An 18,768-nucleotide genomic window follows, 5' to 3' on the forward strand; every position below is an offset into this window, starting at 1 on the left:
TAGGAAGTGGTGCGATCGCAGTTTCACTAATCTCAGGTGATGTGGTAGGAAGTGGTGCGATCGCAGTTTCAGCAATTTCAGGCGATGTGGTAGGAAGTGGTGCGATCGCAGTTTCAGGTGATGTGGTGGGAAGTGGTGCGATCGCAGTTTCAGCCGATGTAGCGGTAAATGGTGCGATCGCAGTTTCAGCCGATGTAGCGGTAATTGTTGGTGTTTTACCAATCTCAGGTGGTGCTAAGATGGGCTGACTTTCTGTAGACTCGCTGATAGTATTCTCAACATTGCTGTTATGTTCCAGTGAAGCCATATTTGCTGAGACATCTGAAACATTAACTGCCATAGCAGATTGTGACTCTAAAGTTACTAACTGTTCATTATTATCAGAGTTTCTGAACAAACTAGGTGTATCTTCAATATCGGCTGAGGTAGGTGTTAACTGAACAGGCGCATTGGCTGGAAACTCACTCAGAACACTGGAATCAATTTCTTGTTGTATTGCAATATGGCTTTTTGCAACTGAAGACTCAAGATTAGGTGCTGCAATATGGGGTAGGGGCGTATAGCTGTGCGCCCCTACGGGATTTTCATCATTTGCCAAAGCATGAAGTGTGTCATCAACATCAGGTGAGATAAGTGCTGACGACAAAGTTAGAGAATTATCAACGACCGCATTATCTGTGACAAAATTATTTGTGGTGCTTTCTAATATTAAGTCTGGTTGAATGGCTGTAATTGCCTCAAAATTACTATTGGTATTTAATAATTCTTCCTCCAATGGAGAGTTTAAGGTTGGTGAAACCTCTTTCGCTTGTATTAAATTTATTTTGGAAGCGGTGCTTAGATTATCAACTATAGAAGGAACTTGATATATTTCAATATCCTGTTGTGGTGAGGTTGGGCTGACTGGTATATCTGAGATATTAACTGATTCTGATGCTTCAGTAATTATTTGTTGTTCATTATTGCTAAAGTTACTATACGGGACAATTGTTTGCTCTACATTATTAGGTAAAGTTAATTCTCTAGGCGAAGTTTCTGCTAGTTCACTTGCATTATTATCTAATTTAATCTCTTTTTGTGATGTCAAAATGCTTTCTGTGACAGACGACTCTGCACTGGGAAAACTAGATGCTAACTCAGAATTTAATTGCAGAACATCGTTAGTAATATTCTTAAACAAAGTCGATTTATCTTCAACACTAGGCGAAGTAGATGCCTTTAGGTTAGGCGTTATACTCTTAAAATAATAATTATCAATTGTAGTGTTGTCTGAAGCAGTATCAAGTTGCAATGTCGGGAGTTCTGAATTAGCCTCAATAGGTAAAGGCTTATCTAATGCTAATAAGCTATCTTCATTAAAGGTCATAGGAATGTTGCTTTCATCAACAAATTGCTCAACATTCTTAGCCGCTGATGATTTGACTGTTTTTTTAGTCTTCGATTTCGGCTTTGGCTTTTTTTCTAGTGGCTTTTGAGATTTATTTATTTTTTTTGATTTAGATTTACCTTTAGTATTTATTTCTGATGACGTATCATTACTCGGATTTTTATCAGTGCGAGTTGGCATTACTTCTGGAATACTGCCTCTTACTGATTCACTACTATTAATATTACTATTTTCGGGTGAACCTATTGAATCAAAATAATCAACCTCAAGCAATGGAAACTCACTATTTTTATCCCAACTTTCCCAACCTATTAATGGTTGTCTAGATAGTTCATGTTCACGAGAAAGTAAAAATCTAGAGGATGTGACTAATGGTGGTTTAGTTTGTATGGGACTAATAAAATTACTTCGTGAATGCAGAAAATTAGACTCTTTTTTCAATAAGATTGTGTGAGTATGAGATAAAGATGATATTACCCCAAGGGGATGAATATTGTTTCCTAGTGGAGATTGAATAATTTGCATAGTTATAGTTGGAAAATAGCCAATTAACTAGAAACGAAATATCCTGTTTTTTGATTTCGTTGTACAGAAATGCCTCCTCCGGTAGCCCTTGCAACTTGTAAACCTTCATAAGCTAAAGTTAATTCTTCAATGGCAACTGCCTTTCCATCTGCTTGGAGTGCAGGTGTTTTCCAGGTTATAGGAATAGCGCCAATCAAAGTCCAACTCATCATCGTTTCACCAGCTTGATTGAAAATCAGAATATTGACATTGCGCCGAGATGTTTTCTTTTTTTCATCAAAAACTGCATTCATCCAGTTCCAAAAACCTGGATGATCGGTAACTCCACGTTTAAGAGTTATGTCTGTAAATTCTGTATGACCTAAATAAATTCTTTGCTGATCGTTAACACCACCTTCCTGAAAAACATTTTTCTTAATTTGAACACTTAATCCTGAGCATTCCGCGAAAGATGCAGCAATAGAACTATCTATCTCTACGTAGAAACGATTACTAGTGACATAATTTAATTCGTGAGTAATGTTGCCGTTATTAGCGCCTGTAGCCATCACAACCACCTTTGAGAACCATAATTACCTAGCCTTTCTCGCTGCGATCGCATATCTTCTAGCAAGAGTTTATACACATGCTCTGTGAGTTGGTTCAGCAGCAGTGAATCATTGAGGTATTTACTTGCGGTTTTAGCGACCTTGCTGGCATCAGAAGTCACTGAAACCCCAGCGTATCCAGCAGTACCGCCAACATCTCCATCAAACGTGAAAAAACTTTGTTGTTGATTTGAGTCCATAAAAAAATCTCTCATAAAATCAAGGCTAAAGCTACTGCATCAGAATCAAAAGTAGCCAAAAGTCGAATTTGACCTCTGCCTGGATTTAGACTTTGGGTGAATTGTGTTACAAGTGCGATCACTGTATTCTAAATGTGTGAACCAGCAAATATTCATCCACCGACTGATCGGGCATCAGGAGAAGTAAATGAGAGAACGCGTAAGCCAGCCCAAAAAAGCTACCACTGCTTCCTCCTCAATACCATCTCTCAAACACCCGATACACGGCTTTGGTTTAGATTCATCACAAGCTTCACCCCAAGCAGTTCCATTGGTGCAACCCCTCAATAAACCTCTCGGACACGACATTAGTCGAATACCACTGCGTCGCCCTCAAGCAAAACTCACCGTTAATCAGCCAGGAGATGTTTACGAGCAGGAAGCTGATAGAGTAGCAGGGCAGGTAATGCAGACGATGAACGAGTCTGCCAACACACAGTCTATCCAGCGCCAGGAATTGCCAGAAGAAGAGGAAGAATTACAAACTAAATCTTTGGCAAATTCCACAATCCAACGGCTAATTTACAAAACAGATAACACTAATGTAAATATTGAGGGCTTGTCGTTTGCGCGAGTATTAGACTACCTTAAAAGACCTGATCCTGATCTTGATCCTGGTGGAGTCATTTTTGAAGCAGGTGATAAAGATAAACTCCGGGAAAAAGCCGATCAACTTTACCTTATAGAATTCAATAAGCTCCATAGATTCCTGGGAACACCAGCCGTCAACAACGAGAAAACAAAACGCAATTTTCCCGGAAGTGTGGATTTGCCACAACTATTAACAGATATGCAGACACGCTACGAAGCAGGCAATTTACCTGGGTTTAGGGACTGGCTGGCAGGGGTAAATGTAAATCTCAACGCAGAGAATGTTCTGGATAAAATTAATGAACTCAGAGCTGCACAGAATATTGTTGGAGCAGTCAACATAGATGAAACAGCAATTGCAGGTACTAACCAGACTGCCGATTTAACAGATGGAAATTCACAAACTGAGGTAAAAACAATACGTAAGCCCATTCAAGGGTATTCAGACTTCACGGGACAGGTAACGGCGGCGCTAGGCAAATTTGCCAACGTTGATCCAGAGGATGGCAAAACCTACAATGTAATTATCTACGGGTCGATTGACCAAACTCTGATTACTGGTAAAACAACTAAAAAAAATGGAATTGTCAATAATACACAAATTGATCCCACAAACCTGGACAAGGTTACAACCGTCACCCGTCAAAATGACAAAGAGCGGTTGAGGCAGACGAGAGAAAATCAACTGGATAAATTACTCGATAATTTGAATGGACAGAGATGGGCAGGTGCGAATCTAACCCACCATATTTACATTTTCTTAGAGAATGGGACACAGCAGCACTTGATTCGTGATGATAAAACGACTAATAAGTGGGCAAGAGCCTAGCCAGGAGGTCGAGCAATGAAGCGGATGGTGGATATTCACGACCAAGGCATTGATGTTATTTTCAGAGATAATAATCGTCTGGATGAATTTGAATGGAGCAATGACGATGCAACATTAGAAGATACACTTCAACAATCCATTCGGGCATTTTCGCTTTTGACACAACTATGGCTACCAGAATACTGGATGGTGGAAATTTCCCCTTTTGTTTTTGATTATCCAGATACCGAAACGGAAAACTTTCAGGTATCATCAGATTTGTCATCAAGTGATTTTGATAAAGCAGCCCAGAGCATTCAACATCGACTCAATCAATATGCTGATTCTGAACGCCCTTGGTCATTAAAATCTATTCAAACCTCACATAATGGATGGAATCGGCTGGCACTGCCATCGGGTGTAAGAGCATCAGATTTATGGGGTATTGTTGACCCAGACGACAATTTACGCGGTTCATATATCTGGCGTCCCGCCCCGCAGATTGCTGGGCAGCAAACAATCTGGATAAATATTCAAGATGCGAATGCCGCTACCCATTTTTCTCTCCTTGTCAACATGACTGGCGAAATTCGGATAGTTACGAGCATCGGCATTAGCTTTTTTAACCCAGAAAATGATGCCCGTTCACCCAATCATGTAATTCAGGGAGCGTCCCTAAACGCTTGGCAGCAAGCTAATCTGGCGCTTCAACAGACAGTTATCCAAGAGTTAGAACAAGAAGGTTGGAACCGTTGTGCCTGAGTTTTAAATCCGCCTAAAAAATGTACCTACAGATGTAAACTCACACACCAGGGGTTATTTAAGACTTTGGGTGAATTGCTTGATGAGTGCGATCGCAGTACTCTAGATGTTAGTAATAGCAAAATATTCATCTAGCTACTGCTTGGGCATCTGGAGAAGAAAATGAGAGAACATGTCAGCCGCCAGAAAAAAACTACTACAGGCTTCTCAATTCCATCCCTGAAACACCCGATACGCGGCTTTGGTTTGGAGTCGTCGGCAATTTCACGCCAAGCGGTTCCTGAAATACAACCACTCCATAAACCACTGACTCACGATATAAGTCGCATACCACTGCGTACCCAAGCAAAACTCTCAATTAGCCAGCCTGGAGACATTTACGAACAGGAAGCTGATAGCGTCGCACAGCAGGTAATGCAAAGAATGGCGCAACCTGTAAATCGCCAGTCTATCCAACGAGAAGCATTGCCAGAGGAAGAGGAAGAATTGCAAATGAAATCTCTGGACAATAGCACACTGCAACGACAACAAGCGCCAGAGGATGAGGAAGAATTACAGATGAAGCCGATGGTGCAGCGTCAGGCTGGGATGGCTGCTGCGCCAGACTTGGAAGCGACCATTAACCAAGCACGGGGGGGTGGACAGGCGATCGCAGACAACATCCGCCAACCGATGGAACAGGCGTTTGGCGCAGATTTCAGTGGGGTGAAGGTTCACACGGATGGACAATCTGACCAGTTAAATCAATCAATTCAGGCGCGGGCTTTCACGACGGGACAGGATGTGTTCTTTCGGCAGGGGGAATATAATCCAGGGAGTCGGGGCGGGCAGAAGTTGTTGGCGCATGAGTTGACCCATGTTGTGCAGCAGAATGGGGCGGTGCAGCTAGAGCAATTGCAAAGAGCGGATGAAGACAGGGGGACTACGGATGAAAACAGGGGAACCGAGGAAGCTACCGAGGAAACGCAAGTCACACTCCCGCCATATTTCTATCATGCTACGTCCAAGGCAAACGCCAGAGCTATTGCACAGAATGGCTTACAACCACGCTCGGTAGGGGGGCAACAAGGAACCTATTTATGTATGTCGGGGGTACGAAACGGAGCCACAACCAAAGAACGGGCTGCAAGCGACATCATCTTCCGCGTGAAAAGCTCAAACTTGAATGCTCAATCATGGACTAAGCAAGGGGCTGGGACAGAAGAGTGGCGGAGTACGGCAGGAGTACCTGGAAATTTACTCGAATATCGACGGTACTTAGGAAACGATCAGCAAAAAGCATGGAGACCGACGAGTGACACGAGTCATCTACCTAGATAGTTATTCAGGAAATCTCAGGGCATCGGATTCAGGAATATCGCTTTTACCCTTGACTCCGGCGATCGCGTCTTGTGCTGTTAATTTATCACCCATTCATCGAGATCCTTTTGACAGAATTATTATCGCCACAGCCATTGAATATCAAGCGAGATTAGCCAGCATTGATGGATTTTTCTGTCAATATTCACAATTAGCAACTTTGTTAATGATTTAGAATGCGTAGTGCGATCTTTAAGAGATCCGCAAAGTGCGATCGCCTGATCTTATAGGATGCGTTAGCGATCGCCACTATTGTAGAGTGCGAAAACGTGCGTGCGATCGCCTGCTCTTGTAAGGTGCGTATATTAAATGTAACGCACCATCCTATGATAAGGAGAACTGGAAAAATGACAACTGGTTTAACAACTCCTAGCCCTTATTACCTTAATTTAATCGCAGAATTTGCACCCCGTCCTATCACCAATGACGCTGAATTAGTAGCAACTCAACAAAGAATCAACTCAATAATAGATAATAAAAATCTTAATCAAGAGGATCGAGATTATCTAAGAGTATTAGGGATATTAATCTATGAATATGAAGAAAAAAATTAACTATTTCCTGAATTAACTGATGGAGAATTATTACAAACATTAATGAAAGAATATGATCTAAAAGTCCAGGATTTTTTAGGAATATTTGATCAAGAACAAACAATTTTAGATATATTGAATGGAAAACGTAACCTTAATTCTCAAGAAACCTTTAAAGTGCGATCGCTGATATTGTAGGGTGCAAAAACGTGGGTGTAACGCGCCATTTCTCAGCTTACTTGGTATTCTTGTAAGAGAGTTAGCCACCCTTAAAAATTAATTAATGCGAGGATAGATTGATGAATTGTGTTAAAAGTACGTAGGCGTAGGCCGTCGGAGACATCGCTGTACTCTAGTAAATGTGTGAACACAGCAAGATATTTATCCACGTAGCGATCGTGCATCAGGAGAAAAAAATGAGAGAACCCATAGGCAAGCCCCAAAAAGCTACCACAGCTTCCTTCTCAATACCTACACTCAAACAACCGACACGCGGTTTTGGTTTAGACTCCCCTGGTGCTTCGTCCCAAGCAGTTCCATTGGTGCAACCCCTCAACAAACCCCTAGTACACGACATTAGTCGAATATCACTGCGTCCCCAAACCAAACTCACAGTTAACCAGCCAGGAGATGTTTACGAGCAGGAAGCTGATAAAGTAGCACAACAGGTGATGCAGAAACAGTCTATCCAACGGGAAGCATTGCCAGAGTCAGAGGAAGAATTACAAATGAAATCTGTGGCGGATTCCGTTACTCCTGTAGTGCAGCGTCAGGGTGGTGGGGTTGCAGCCACATCTGACTTGGAAACTTCAATTCAACAGGCACGCCAAAGTGGACAGCCACTCGCAGACGATATCCGCCAACCAATGGAACAGGCCTTTGGCACTGACTTCAGCAGTGTCAAAATCCACACCGATAGTCGCTCTGACCAACTCAACCAATCCATCCAAGCGCGTGCTTTCACCACAGGACAGGATATCTTCTTCCGTCAAGGAGAATATGCTCCAGACAGTCATGGAGGGAAGGAATTACTTGCCCATGAGTTAACTCACGTTGTCCAACAAAATGGTAGTGCGCTTGAGCGTAAATCGCTTCCTGACGAGGGGATTAAAAAAAACAAGATACAAGCCGAAACCCTTCTTAACTCAGCTTCTGGGTATCCAGCAGTAATCCAGTGTAACCCTTTTGAAAAGGTTAAAAAATTCTTTTCCAAAGACCGTGGCGATACAGATAACGGTGGCGATGAAATAGAAGAAATACAGGTGAACGGGGAGGACTGGAAAAAATACATGGAGTTAGATATCTTGACGATGCAGCCTAGCGATATCATAACGGACAGGCAATTTGGGCATAATTTATATATAAATATCAGATGGTACAACAAATCGCAGAAAAGATTGCGCCTTATGACACCGCCACCACTGGAATATTTTGAGGAAATAACAAAGATCACGACAGACAACGGCGGCAATAGGACTACGGAAACAGAATCGGTGGATCAGTACGCAAATAGGCCAAATTCTAATACTTTCCGTAGCTACGTACTGGGAACTAGGGGCATGATTGTAGATCCAGGTAAGTCCCTCACGGCAAGATTTCTTGATCCGCCGCAGATCACAATAACACAAGAGTATAAATCCCGCACAGTTAAGTTCAAAATCGGGTTACAGGGGTCGCAACAGTGGTTAACTGGTGTGCAGCGACTAACGTGCGAGAATAACAAGATAATAGAGCATGAGTTTATCGCAACAATACTCAGGGCTGGCTAAGAACCACGGCACAGTTAGTTTTTATGTAACGGTAGTTAATAAGCCATTATTCGTAGTGATACCGACAAGTCAGAAAATCAATCTGAGTGTTTCCTACCCGATATACAAGCAGCTGTTCTAAATCAATTCGCCGCGACCAAATATCTGCATCCATATATTTCAATGCTTCCGGTTTACCAATACCCTCAAATGGGTCTTGCATTACAGATGTTACCAAATCCCAGATTTTCGATGCTTTCTGAAAATCTTGCTTAAACGACCAAGCTAAATCTTCTTTGAATTTAGAACTAAAACCAGGACTTCGATTAACAACAAGTGGCTTAATTACAATCTGACAATTCAGGTCATGTGGAAAAGTCCACGAAAGACCTAACCCCCTAGCCCCCTTACCGTGTCGGTAAGGGGGAAAATTCAAAGTCTCTCTCCTTGCAGGAGAGAGATTTAGAGAGAGGTTTTCCAGATACCGTGAAAAGTCAGAATTACAATAGGTTCAGCTTTCTTTTTCTTCTTGCTCAATCCCCAACTCCTGCTGAAGTTCTGCGATCGCTTGAGGTTGGATCTTACCGGTTTGCGACTCTTCTATGGCATCTAGTAAACGACGCGCATTAGCAGGCAAACGCAAAAGATAAACCGTCTCCAGCAAACTTACCAAATCTGACTCAGCAATCAAGGCGACATTTTCACCATCACGACGATTGATCATATACACCTGATGATTTTTTACTAGCAGTTCTAACAACTTAAAAAAGTCATTTCTGGCATCGGTTGGGGATGTGATTTTGTAAGGCAACATTAGCTGATGTACATAAACCTGTACATGAATTCTAAACTATCCAGGACTTACGCAACTGGCACAGGCGATCGCTAATTACTGGTACTCTAGTACTATAAAACACAACTGGCACAGGCGATCGCTAATTACTGGTACTCTAGTACTATAAAAAGGTGTTTTTGAACTCAGCCCTTTTTGGAATTGTTGATACTAACTAATCAAGTAGATTCCAAGAAAAATTTTATGAGAGAATAAGTAGCGGGTGCGTCGAAAAATCGGTTAGCGATGAAATTTACTAAACTTAATTATTGTCAATATCTACTTAGTAGTCAAATCAACTATACCATGACTAATTTAGCAGAGCATTTAGAAAATATTAGTCATGATAAAATTAATTATTATCTCAAAAATGAAAAGTTAACTCCTCGCTTACTTTGGGATAATGTCAAAGATTTAATTGTCGCTGACGAAGATGCCTATATTATCTTTGATGATACAGTTTTAGACAAAAGATTTTCTGAAGAAATTGAAATAGTGCTTATGCTGTATAGTGGAAATGAACATGGCATCGTCAAAGGGATTGGAATCGTAAATTGCATATACGTTAATCCTAAAACTCTCAATTTCTGGGTAATCGATTATCGTATTTTCGATCCTGACAATGATGGTTTAACTAAGTTAGACCATGTGAAAAATATGCTGCAAGGGCTTGTATATCAAAAGCTTTTGCCTTTCGATACAGTTTTAATGGATACTTGGTATGCAGTCAATAGTTTAATGCTTTATATCGATAGTCTAGAGAAAATTTATTATTGTCCTTTAAAGACTAACCGTTTAGTAGATGATACTTTTGGTAAAGATAAATATAAGAATATTGAATCTTTTGAATGGAGTAATGAGGATTTAGAATGTGGTAAAATCATAAAAATTAAAGCGTTTCCATCTGAGAAAAAAGTGAAACTTTTCCGGGTTACTATCTCTACCGATAGAACGGATTATGTCGCAACCAACGATTTATCTCAAAGCTCTACGGATGTTGCACAAAAGGTGTGTAAAATTCGTTGGAAAATAGAGGAGTTTCATAGAGAAATAAAGCAGTTAACTGGCATTGAATCATGTCAATGTCGAAAAGCTCGTCTTCAGAGAAATCATATTGCTTGCGCTATGCTGGTTTGGCTGAGACTCAAAAATTTAGCTTATAAAAGTCGCCAAACTATTTATCAAATTAAACATGGCTTGTTGTCGAATTATTTAATTGGTCAGTTAAAACGTCCAGATATTGCTATGTCAATGGTTTAGTTTTTGGGCACTCGGCGCGGCGTAGCCGCGCCATTGCTTGTGCCAGTTGCGTAAGTCCTGCTATCAATCAACTACGACAAGCCCGGAGGCGGAGCGTCTCCGGCTTTGCGCTACGCATCTACGCCAAAATTGAAGGGTAATTGATCAACCAACTACCCCATGAAATTTAACAGCTTTTCGCAAATCTTAGTGCATTAGCTCAATCTTTTAACTACACAACATATACAGTGAAGTTAACTAGATTATCCTGACCAAATCGCACTGAATCGCCATTAAGCAAGCGATATTGCATACCAGGAGTTAGAGAATTGTTGTTTAAATAAATACCATTTGTACTCATATCAACAATCATGTATGCATTTTGCGACCAGTCCCAATCTACTCGTGCATGACGACGAGAGACTATTCCCTCATTGGGGATGCCGGTCAAGTCAATTTCTGGCGGCGCTATTCCTGGACTCTGACTGCGGCGACCAATATAACCTCCTTCCCCAACGAGGTTAAATTCTCTTCCAGTGCTATGAATCAGCTTTAAAACTGGCGCTCTTTGAGGCGGGGGAGTATAAACAGGCGGTGTTGGTGGATAAGAAACCCGTGGCTGATAGACTGTTGAATAATCAACAGGAGCTTGTTGGGGAACTTGGTAGTTAGGTTGGTCTGTTGGTGGCCTCTGATACTGAATAGGTGGTGGTTGACTAGGTTGTTGTTGAATAGGCGGTGGTTGACTAGGTGGTTGTGGTGTAGGAGAAACTACATTACCCACAGGAGTGGAACACCAGGGACAAACCTTAGCATTGTTAGGCAGGGCGCGGTTAAAATATTCGCAACTGGGATTAGGGCACCGATTTGCAGGCATAGGAATTTATATCATCAGGCATAGGTTGTAAAGCTACAAGACCTACTTTACTAAGTAAACACTGACCCTGACGAGTGGTTAGCATCTGGGCAAATGTAGAACCACCAGGCAGGCGGCTGCTGTCTTTAGGGTACACTACAAAAATAGGGTATCCCAAGGTGTAGCTTTGGAAAGTTGTGACATCAACATAATAATCATCATGCTGACACAAGTCATCTGAGGGATTAATTGAGCGGCGATCGCGCCGTTGAAACAGAGGTTGAATAGCTGACTTTTTGCCATCTGCGATCGCTAGGGGATAGCCAGTACACTGACTCGAAGTTTTACTGATAATACCAAAACTAATAATACCAGTGGTTCGCCCCTCTAAAGTCTCGCTGCGTATCTGGTTTTGGGTTTTTGTTGTATCAAGTTTAGTAACTTTTGCTTTAAATAAAGCTTCGTTCTGAGGGTCATTTTTGAGAACTATTTCTTGAAATTTACTGATTGCTTCCGGTTCAGTTGGGGCAAAAGGTTTCACAGTTAGATTTGGAAGTTTGGGACTAATTTGCTGCCAATTGGTAATATTACCTGTGTAAATTTGACGCAACTGCTCAAGACTTATTTGCCCCCCAAGAGCATTAGCAAGATTTGAGTCTCTCTTATTAAATGCTACATAAACAAGTAACCCATCATAAGCAATTGGTTTTTTAGCAAGTTTATCTGTGATATTGTCTACCAAACTAGTAATTGCAAAATATTTTTTGCTTGTTTGGACTTCTTCGATACTTTTAATCGGATTATTTAGATTGGATGACAAAACAGATTCATAGTTAAATGTTGCTGTTGCATCTGCCTTTGGTCTGGTCAATAAATCTCCTAAGCGACTGTTGTCCACAGGTTGCGTTAAAACATAACTCCATGTACTGTCTTTTTCTCCTGTGTAAGTAAATTGTCCAGAAGGAACGTTGGGGACTTCTGAGAAATTCCGCACAAGTCTAGACCATTGTATATATTGATTAGCGGTATCTGTTTTCCTGCCCAAAAGCCAATACCAAATTCCGCCACCAAGTAGTAATAAAGCCAGAATTACTAGCAAAAGTAAGGGCATTGGCAAACGCTTTTCTCTTTCTGGAGAAGCTGGCGATCGCGTTACACTATTTACATGATCTTCTTTGGGAAGTTGCAGCAGTGCTTGACGAGCCGCTTCCGCATTCTCGAAAGGAGTTTCCAGCCCAATTAAACGATAAATAAACTGCTTTAAATGGCTATCGGTATCTGGCCATTGTTGATTATCTCTAGGATCGAGAGGCTGGTTGGAAGAAAAATTAGTTATCCGTCCTACCCATAAAGAAAAGGCTACCAATCCTAATGATTCTAAATCTTGCTCAGGTCTGGCGGGCGCGGGTTGAGTAATAATGGGTGGAATAAATAAGTTTTCCCAGATAGCTAAATCACAAAAGTATATAGAAAACTTTTGATTATTTTCTACTTTAATTAAAGTACTATCTAAACTGATGTTGCCATGAGTGATACCCAGTTGGATTTGATTTGAGGGAAAACGCAGCTTTTGGGTGTGGAGAAACTGTAGAGTTTGTAGACCTTGATTTAGTACCTCACGCACCTCAACAGATGTCATTGCTCCCTTTTCTATCAGATATTTAGCTAAAGTTTGGGATGACTCTATTCCTTTAGTAATTAAATAGCAGCGTTCTCCTTTTTGATCAGCGATCGCTTCTTTAGTTTCCACAAGACGGAAGTTTTGAATTCTACTATCAGCTAAACTTACCCCACCCACCCGTTTGAAAGTCTCTTTCCGCTTCAAAGTCTCGCTTTCATTAAAAGAACGATTGGGTAGCAGGTATTCTTTGATGATTACAGGCTGTTTGTCCTTGAGTTGGATACCTGAGTATAAGCGGCCTAAACCCCGTACACCGACAAAACTAGCTATTTGATAAGTACCCTGATTCCCTTTAATCTCAGCCTCCTGCGGTAAAGTCGCTGGAAAACCACATTCCAAGCAAAACTTAGCGCCCTTGATTTGCTGCGCCGTTTGGAAGGGGCGATCGCAACTTAAAGGAGAATTGTACGAGCAGGGGTATTCTTGATAAAAAGATTCAAATGAAGGCATATAAGCAATTCAAAATTACCATTCGCGCAGCGTCTCCGATAGGAGAAGTTCAGATCACCGTCAGCCCTAGCTCCGACTTCTCTCAAAATTCAAAATGAAAAACCTTCTATTGGCAAACATCCTGACTACTGAACTATATGCAAGTGAAATGTAGAATAGCTTACAAACAGTTTCGTGAATTGCGTCTATTCCTTCTGTTGCTATCAAGCTTGAACTAATCCTAACTTGAGTGCAGTCACAATAGCTTGAGTCCGGCTAGTAACCTTCAATTTTTCAAAAATACTCGTGAGATGTGCCTTAACAGTAGCAACTGTTACATATAAATGTTTAGCGATTTCTTCATTGGAAGCACCTTGAGTCAACCAGTATAAAACTTCTTGCTCTCTTTCGGTTAAATGCACCTTCTGACATGCTTTCACACAAGAGTCTGAATAAGCCTGAAAAAACCGGAAAAATCGACTAGCAACTTCTGAAGGTAGATAAATTTCAGACTTTGTAACAGTGTCAATAGCTTCACACAGTTGTGTTGCCAAACGATTTTTAAACACATAACCTGCGGCTCCCGCCTGCATTGCTCTAAAAATCCAGTCGTCTTCTTGATGAGCCGACAATACTAAAACCTTGCCAGTGTAAGCAGTTTCCTTAAGACGTGCCAGAACTGTAATCCCATCACATCCTTTCAATTGCATATCCAGCAAAATTAAATCTGGAAACTTCTGGGTTGTAAACTTTAAAACCTGCTCAACAGAATCTGCATCACCCATCACTTCTACAGGTAATGCAGAATTAATACTATAAAAATTCAAGAGAGTACGTAACCCTTGGCGAAAGCGTTCTTCGTCATCTACCAGCAAAACCGAAAGTTTTTTATGTTCATTAGTCATTTTTTCAATTATGAATTACTAATTACGAATTATAAATTATTTATCGTAAATCAAAGGGTTTAAGACCCCAACAATACAGGTAGCGCGGAGTCGGAGCCACTCCGACTCCGATCAGTTTCAGTCGGGGTTTAAATAAGAGTCTGAAAATGTCTTGAATTTTGAATTTTGAATTTTGAATTTTGAATTGTTAACCATTTCTTGGGCGAGGCAAAATTACAGAAAATTGCGCTCCACTTTCTGACAAAACTTGTGCCCAGATATTGCCTTGATGATCCAAAATAATTTTTTTAGCAATAGTTAAACCCAGTCCTGTACCTCCTCGACGCCGGGAATAAAATGGGGTAAATACTTTTTGTAAATCCTCTTGAGATAATCCTGGCCCTTGATCTGAGATTTTAATTAAAACTTCATCTTGAAAAATTTGCCAACTACAGATAATAGTTCCTGAATTAGGACTGAAATGAACAGCATTACTGAAGATATTGTCAAAGACTTGTTTCATTTGTAATCTGTCTATCTTCAGTATTGTCGATGTATCAGGAATCGATATTTTAAGTTTTTTCTGATTAATCAAAGGTTGTAAATTTGTGATACTTTCAACTACCAAACTTCTTAAATCTTGAAGTTTTACCCTTAATTTTGCACTTTGACCACAATCAATAAGCTCATTTAAATTAGTATCTAAATCTTGTATGCTTTCGCCAATGATTGTTGCTTGCTCTTGCCAAGGACTATCCTCTAACCCTAAGTATAAATTATGTGCATACAATCCGATAAGTCCTAGAGAATTACGCAATTGATGACCGACTCGATGCAAAATATCTTCCAGGAGTTGAATTTCAGTTTTTTGTCTTCCATAGTCTAAGTAAATATCTACATACTTACTCAGGAGCATAGCAGAGCGTTTTACATATAATTGCAAACTCAATGATAGAGGTTCATGAGTAATGATTTGAATGTATTCAGGTTTTTGATTTCTATAGCCTATGGGGCAAATATAAGAAATGGATGAAAAGTCCTTAAGTCTAAATTCATGTAAAGTCAAAGCAGGCGGAAAATCTGTAAGCCATGCTTCTGAGCGCAAATAAGCTAAAGTTTTTGGGGAAAAAGGAGCTTGGTCTTGACCATAATGTATAACTTCCTGATGATTTTTCAGCAAGCAATCATGATAGACAATCCGAGCGAAAAAAATTGGATATTGACTAGTTAACTGCTCAGACTCAAGCTGACAAAAGCTTTGGATGTCTGAGGAATTCAAATAATTCGAGCCACTGTCTAGTTTTTGTACAGAAAAGCCTAGTGTCATAGCTTCACTCGCTTTTTGCAACCAAATGTTTTACTCTTCTGCTGACCAGTATAAAATTATGCAGTCTCAGTTATGTTTATCTTTTTGTTAAGTTATCTTGTTATCCAGATTAATCTACAAACTGAAGTTGCTGCTTTTCGGATTCTTGAAAAACTAATATCTTTCAGCCCCCTCAATCATCATTCTGGGGACGTGGGGTGTGGGGGAGAAGTTGCAGTAAGTATTTCTCCAATGCCCCATGCCCAATGCCCAATGCCCCATCCAAAAATATCGACAAAAGTCTAATTAACTTTAGAAGACTGATACAGATACTCTAGATGCATCTGGATTAGCTACCAGCACAAGACCTTCATGCTTATCTTCGTTCTTCAAACTTTAGCCGAAATTCTAGCTGGAGGAACCTCACTTACCAGTACAGAGCAAATTGACTTTAGCCATCCTGGTAATCGCAGGGAAGAGGGAGCAGGCGCGACTCTCAATTTATACATTTATGATATCCGTGAGAGTAAGCAGGTACAACATTCTGGCAGGCAAGTTGAACGCAAGCTAACACGCGCTCTACAACCTGTTAGTGTAAATTGGGCACCCGCTTGGTTTGATGTTTCGCTGCTATTAACAGCCTGGGATAGAACAGCTTTAGGTGAGCATCACTTTATCAGTGAGGCGTTGACTGTGCTGTTGCGGCATCGCACCTTGGAAGAGGAATTTTTGGTTCCTGAATTACGGGGCTATGGTAATTTGAACATGACAGTTGCCCTAGAGCCACCAATTGAGATTGGCTCTTTGTGGAGCGCTCTCACTGTGCCATTGCGTTCAGCCTTATATTTGACAGTTACAATACCCTTCGAGCCACAACCTACTTTAGTACCTTTGGTTTGGGAGCGAATTTTCAATCTGCGAAATCAATTGTCTCGTGATAGTAACAGTCTAGTTTCAACCAGGCGAGTTGCGATCGCGGGTATTGTCAAAAGTGCGGTGACAAATCTGCCGTTGGTAGCGACAGAAGTGGCTGTGAGGGGAACTGAAAAGTCTCTATTAACTACTAAAGAAGGGCTGTTCTTCTTTGAAGACCTTCATTTAGGGAATTATGTTTTGACTCTGAATCATCCTGGCTATTTACCCCAAAACGTCAATGCATTGGTAGATAACCAAAGTAATACTTTCAAAGAAATATTTCTAACTCCTGAATAATTAGATTTTTACTGACTTGGAGAGACTTTCATGGCTAGACTTGATTACTTTGCTCCTGGTGTCTATATTGAAGAAATTGACCGGGGTAGCCGACCGATTGAAGGTGTTAGCACGGCAGTTGCCGGATTTGTCGGCTTTACAGAAGATGTTCGTGGTGGGGCTGAACTATATAAGCCCGTGCTAGTAACCAATTGGACGCAATATCTCAACTACTTTGCCCGTCTCAATTCTGATGGGTTCACCGACTTCAACGCCTATTTACCCTTTTCAGTCTACGGCTACTTTATGAATGGTGGCGGTCGCTGCTGGGTAACAAGCATCGGCACTCAGCTACCAGGCGCACCCAAACCCGCGACTCCAGAACCGGCTACCCTAAGAATCAACTCTAGAGGTAATCGTCCAGCGCTCCGCTTTACTTTGCGCCCTGAGCAAGCAGCAGGTGGATTAGTAAATATCGTCATTATTGATGGTTCGCCCCGCGCTCTACCTGAAGGTACTGAAGGAGAAGCGCCTCCAAATACGGGCGAATATTTCACCATCCAAATTCGTCGGGGAGATGAACTTTTAGAGCAATACGAGAATTTGACAATGAACCGCGAGCCTGGTGCTCAAGCAGCGACTTATGCGCTAGCGGCATTGAGAAATTCGATGTATGTCACTGTAGAAGACATAACTCAAAGTGGACAGCCTTTAGCTCGTCGTCCGGTTAATGGTCAATATGAACTAGCGCCGCCTATTGTTGCCACCCCACCCGATAGATTTTCGCAAAATTTAGAAGGGGTTCGAGACGATCGCACCGGGGTACGCGGTATCTTTGAAGTTGATGAAATCACGATGCTGGCCTGTCCTGATATCATGCGGGCTTATCAAGAGCAAGTACTTAATTTAGATCAAGTCCACGGCATCATCGAACTGATGATTAGTATGTGCGAGGGTTCTGCCAGTGGCGATATTCCCAATCCGCCCAACCGCATGGTTGTACTTGATTCGCCACCGGAAGCCGTCAAACCTCAACAAGTAGTGGAATGGTTGAACAGATTTAACCGTCGTTCGATGTTTGCGGCCCTTTATTATCCTTGGATCAAAGTTCCTAATCCACGCGATCGCGGTAATCCAATTCTAGTACCTCCTTGTGGTCATGTGATGGGTGTTTGGGCCCGCACCGACGAAACCAGAGGAGTTTACAAAGCCCCTGCAAATGAAGTCCCCAGAGGCGTAATTGGTTTGGGCTACGACACCAACTTCCGCGAACAAGAATTATTAAATCCCCTGGGGATAAATTGCATTCGCAGCTTCCCCAACCGAGGTATCCGCATTTGGGGGGCACGCACTCTAGTTGAGCCAGATAAAACAGAGTGGCGTTACATCAGTGTGCGTAGACTAATTAGCTATATCGAAAAATCCCTAGAATTGGGGACTCAGTGGGTAGTTTTTGAACCGAACGACCAAGATTTATGGGCGCGTGTCACACGCACCGTCAGTAATTTCTTAGAACGCATCTGGCGTGAAGGTGCTTTGTTTGGGGCGTCTCCAGAACAAGCATTCTATGTCAAGTGCGACGAAGAATTAAACCCACCAGAAACCAGAATTTTAGGACGTTTATACATTGAAGTCGGTGTTTGCCCGGTCAGACCAGCTGAATTTGTTGTTTTCCGCATCAGCCAATGGAATGGCATTGAAGACAGCGAATAGCACTAAGTTAGGGCATGGGGCATGGGGCATTGGGCATTGGGGAAAGAATTGTTATAACTTATAACTCCTAACTCCCAACTCCTAACTCCCCATTACCC

Annotated in this window: 19 protein-coding genes and 1 pseudogene; 11 read left to right on the top strand and 9 right to left on the bottom strand. The window is 41.5% G+C overall.

The features are described 5' to 3' along the window. The 3 genes and pseudogenes from HWQ41_RS12380 to HWQ41_RS12390 all read right to left on the bottom strand — a co-directional run. A pseudogene (locus HWQ41_RS12380) lies at positions 1-1,912 on the bottom strand (hypothetical protein); the annotation flags it as partial. Positions 1,913-1,935: 23 nt separating this feature from the next. Beyond that, positions 1,936-2,460, bottom strand: coding sequence for a phage tail protein (locus HWQ41_RS12385; protein WP_292763105.1), 525 nt, complete (start codon positions 2,458-2,460; stop codon positions 1,936-1,938). Beyond that, positions 2,460-2,699 carry a hypothetical protein gene (locus tag HWQ41_RS12390; RefSeq protein WP_292763108.1) on the bottom strand — a complete coding sequence of 80 codons (240 nt, stop codon included), beginning with the start codon at positions 2,697-2,699 and terminating at the stop codon, positions 2,460-2,462. Before HWQ41_RS12390 ends, HWQ41_RS12385 begins: the two co-directional genes overlap by 1 nt. A gap of 187 nt (positions 2,700-2,886) precedes the next feature. Here HWQ41_RS12390 and HWQ41_RS12395 point away from each other — a divergent pair, with 187 nt between their 5' ends. The 7 genes from HWQ41_RS12395 to HWQ41_RS12425 all read left to right on the top strand — a co-directional run bounded on the left by HWQ41_RS12395 (position 2,887) and on the right by HWQ41_RS12425 (position 8,560). After that, positions 2,887-4,158 (top strand): hypothetical protein, encoded by a 1,272-nt coding sequence (locus tag HWQ41_RS12395; RefSeq protein ID WP_292763110.1) that lies wholly within the window; start codon positions 2,887-2,889, stop codon positions 4,156-4,158. Between the two features lie 15 nt (positions 4,159-4,173). Next, on the top strand, positions 4,174-4,899 hold the full coding sequence (locus HWQ41_RS12400; RefSeq protein ID WP_292763113.1) for a hypothetical protein: 726 nt from the start codon (positions 4,174-4,176) through the stop codon (positions 4,897-4,899). 162 nt (positions 4,900-5,061) lie between these two features. Continuing rightward, positions 5,062-6,219 (top strand): DUF4157 domain-containing protein, encoded by a 1,158-nt coding sequence (locus tag HWQ41_RS12405; protein WP_292763116.1) that lies wholly within the window; start codon positions 5,062-5,064, stop codon positions 6,217-6,219. Beyond that, positions 6,194-6,433: a PIN domain-containing protein gene (locus HWQ41_RS12410; RefSeq protein ID WP_292763119.1), complete on the top strand. Its 240-nt coding sequence runs from the start codon at positions 6,194-6,196 to the stop codon at positions 6,431-6,433. Before HWQ41_RS12405 ends, HWQ41_RS12410 begins: the two co-directional genes overlap by 26 nt. A 172-nt stretch (positions 6,434-6,605) precedes the next feature. Continuing rightward, positions 6,606-6,812 carry a transcriptional regulator gene (locus HWQ41_RS12415; protein ID WP_292763121.1) on the top strand — a complete coding sequence of 69 codons (207 nt, stop codon included), beginning with the start codon at positions 6,606-6,608 and terminating at the stop codon, positions 6,810-6,812. Between the two features lie 42 nt (positions 6,813-6,854). Beyond that, positions 6,855-6,989, top strand: a complete 135-nt coding sequence (locus tag HWQ41_RS12420) for a hypothetical protein (protein ID WP_292763123.1) — start codon at positions 6,855-6,857, stop codon at positions 6,987-6,989. Positions 6,990-7,207: 218 nt separating this feature from the next. Then, positions 7,208-8,560, top strand: a complete 1,353-nt coding sequence (locus HWQ41_RS12425) for a DUF4157 domain-containing protein (RefSeq protein WP_292763124.1) — start codon at positions 7,208-7,210, stop codon at positions 8,558-8,560. A 46-nt stretch (positions 8,561-8,606) separates the two neighbouring features. Here HWQ41_RS12425 and HWQ41_RS12430 read toward each other — a convergent pair whose 3' ends face one another. Next, complete coding sequence (locus tag HWQ41_RS12430) at positions 8,607-8,903, bottom strand: Txe/YoeB family addiction module toxin (protein WP_292763144.1); 297 nt, start codon at positions 8,901-8,903, stop codon at positions 8,607-8,609. Positions 8,904-9,050: 147 nt separating this feature from the next. Beyond that, positions 9,051-9,353: a type II toxin-antitoxin system Phd/YefM family antitoxin gene (locus HWQ41_RS12435; RefSeq protein ID WP_292763125.1), complete on the bottom strand. Its 303-nt coding sequence runs from the start codon at positions 9,351-9,353 to the stop codon at positions 9,051-9,053. A gap of 264 nt (positions 9,354-9,617) precedes the next feature. Between HWQ41_RS12435 and HWQ41_RS12440 the strand changes: the two genes are divergently transcribed. Beyond that, complete coding sequence (locus HWQ41_RS12440; protein ID WP_292763127.1) at positions 9,618-10,631, top strand: transposase; 1,014 nt, start codon at positions 9,618-9,620, stop codon at positions 10,629-10,631. 211 nt (positions 10,632-10,842) lie between these two features. On the opposite strand, the gene HWQ41_RS12445 is transcribed toward HWQ41_RS12440, so the two are convergent. From HWQ41_RS12445 to HWQ41_RS12460, 4 genes are all read right to left on the bottom strand, one after another. Beyond that, positions 10,843-11,487 carry an FHA domain-containing protein gene (locus tag HWQ41_RS12445; protein WP_292763129.1) on the bottom strand — a complete coding sequence of 215 codons (645 nt, stop codon included), beginning with the start codon at positions 11,485-11,487 and terminating at the stop codon, positions 10,843-10,845. Further along, a complete protein-coding gene (locus HWQ41_RS12450; protein ID WP_292763131.1) occupies positions 11,465-13,597 on the bottom strand; it encodes a substrate-binding domain-containing protein in 2,133 nt (710 codons plus the stop codon). Before HWQ41_RS12450 ends, HWQ41_RS12445 begins: the two co-directional genes overlap by 23 nt. A 203-nt stretch (positions 13,598-13,800) precedes the next feature. Next, positions 13,801-14,481 carry a response regulator transcription factor gene (locus tag HWQ41_RS12455; protein ID WP_292763133.1) on the bottom strand — a complete coding sequence of 227 codons (681 nt, stop codon included), beginning with the start codon at positions 14,479-14,481 and terminating at the stop codon, positions 13,801-13,803. A 187-nt stretch (positions 14,482-14,668) separates the two neighbouring features. Beyond that, positions 14,669-15,640, bottom strand: a complete 972-nt coding sequence (locus HWQ41_RS12460) for a HAMP domain-containing sensor histidine kinase (protein WP_292763135.1) — start codon at positions 15,638-15,640, stop codon at positions 14,669-14,671. A 219-nt stretch (positions 15,641-15,859) separates the two neighbouring features. Here HWQ41_RS12460 and HWQ41_RS12465 point away from each other — a divergent pair, with 219 nt between their 5' ends. From HWQ41_RS12465 to HWQ41_RS12475, 3 genes are all read left to right on the top strand, one after another. Next, on the top strand, positions 15,860-16,072 hold the full coding sequence (locus HWQ41_RS12465; protein ID WP_292763137.1) for a hypothetical protein: 213 nt from the start codon (positions 15,860-15,862) through the stop codon (positions 16,070-16,072). Between the two features lie 66 nt (positions 16,073-16,138). Next, entirely contained in the window at positions 16,139-16,978 is an 840-nt protein-coding gene (locus HWQ41_RS12470; protein WP_292763138.1) for a Pvc16 family protein, read from the top strand. A gap of 30 nt (positions 16,979-17,008) precedes the next feature. After that, on the top strand, positions 17,009-18,670 hold the full coding sequence (locus HWQ41_RS12475) for a phage tail sheath C-terminal domain-containing protein (RefSeq protein WP_292763140.1): 1,662 nt from the start codon (positions 17,009-17,011) through the stop codon (positions 18,668-18,670). The last annotated feature ends 98 nt before the right edge of the window (positions 18,671-18,768 follow it).

This window comes from Nostoc sp. NOS(2021) (genome assembly GCF_017115025.1).
GTDB lineage: Bacteria > Cyanobacteriota > Cyanobacteriia > Cyanobacteriales > Nostocaceae > Nostoc.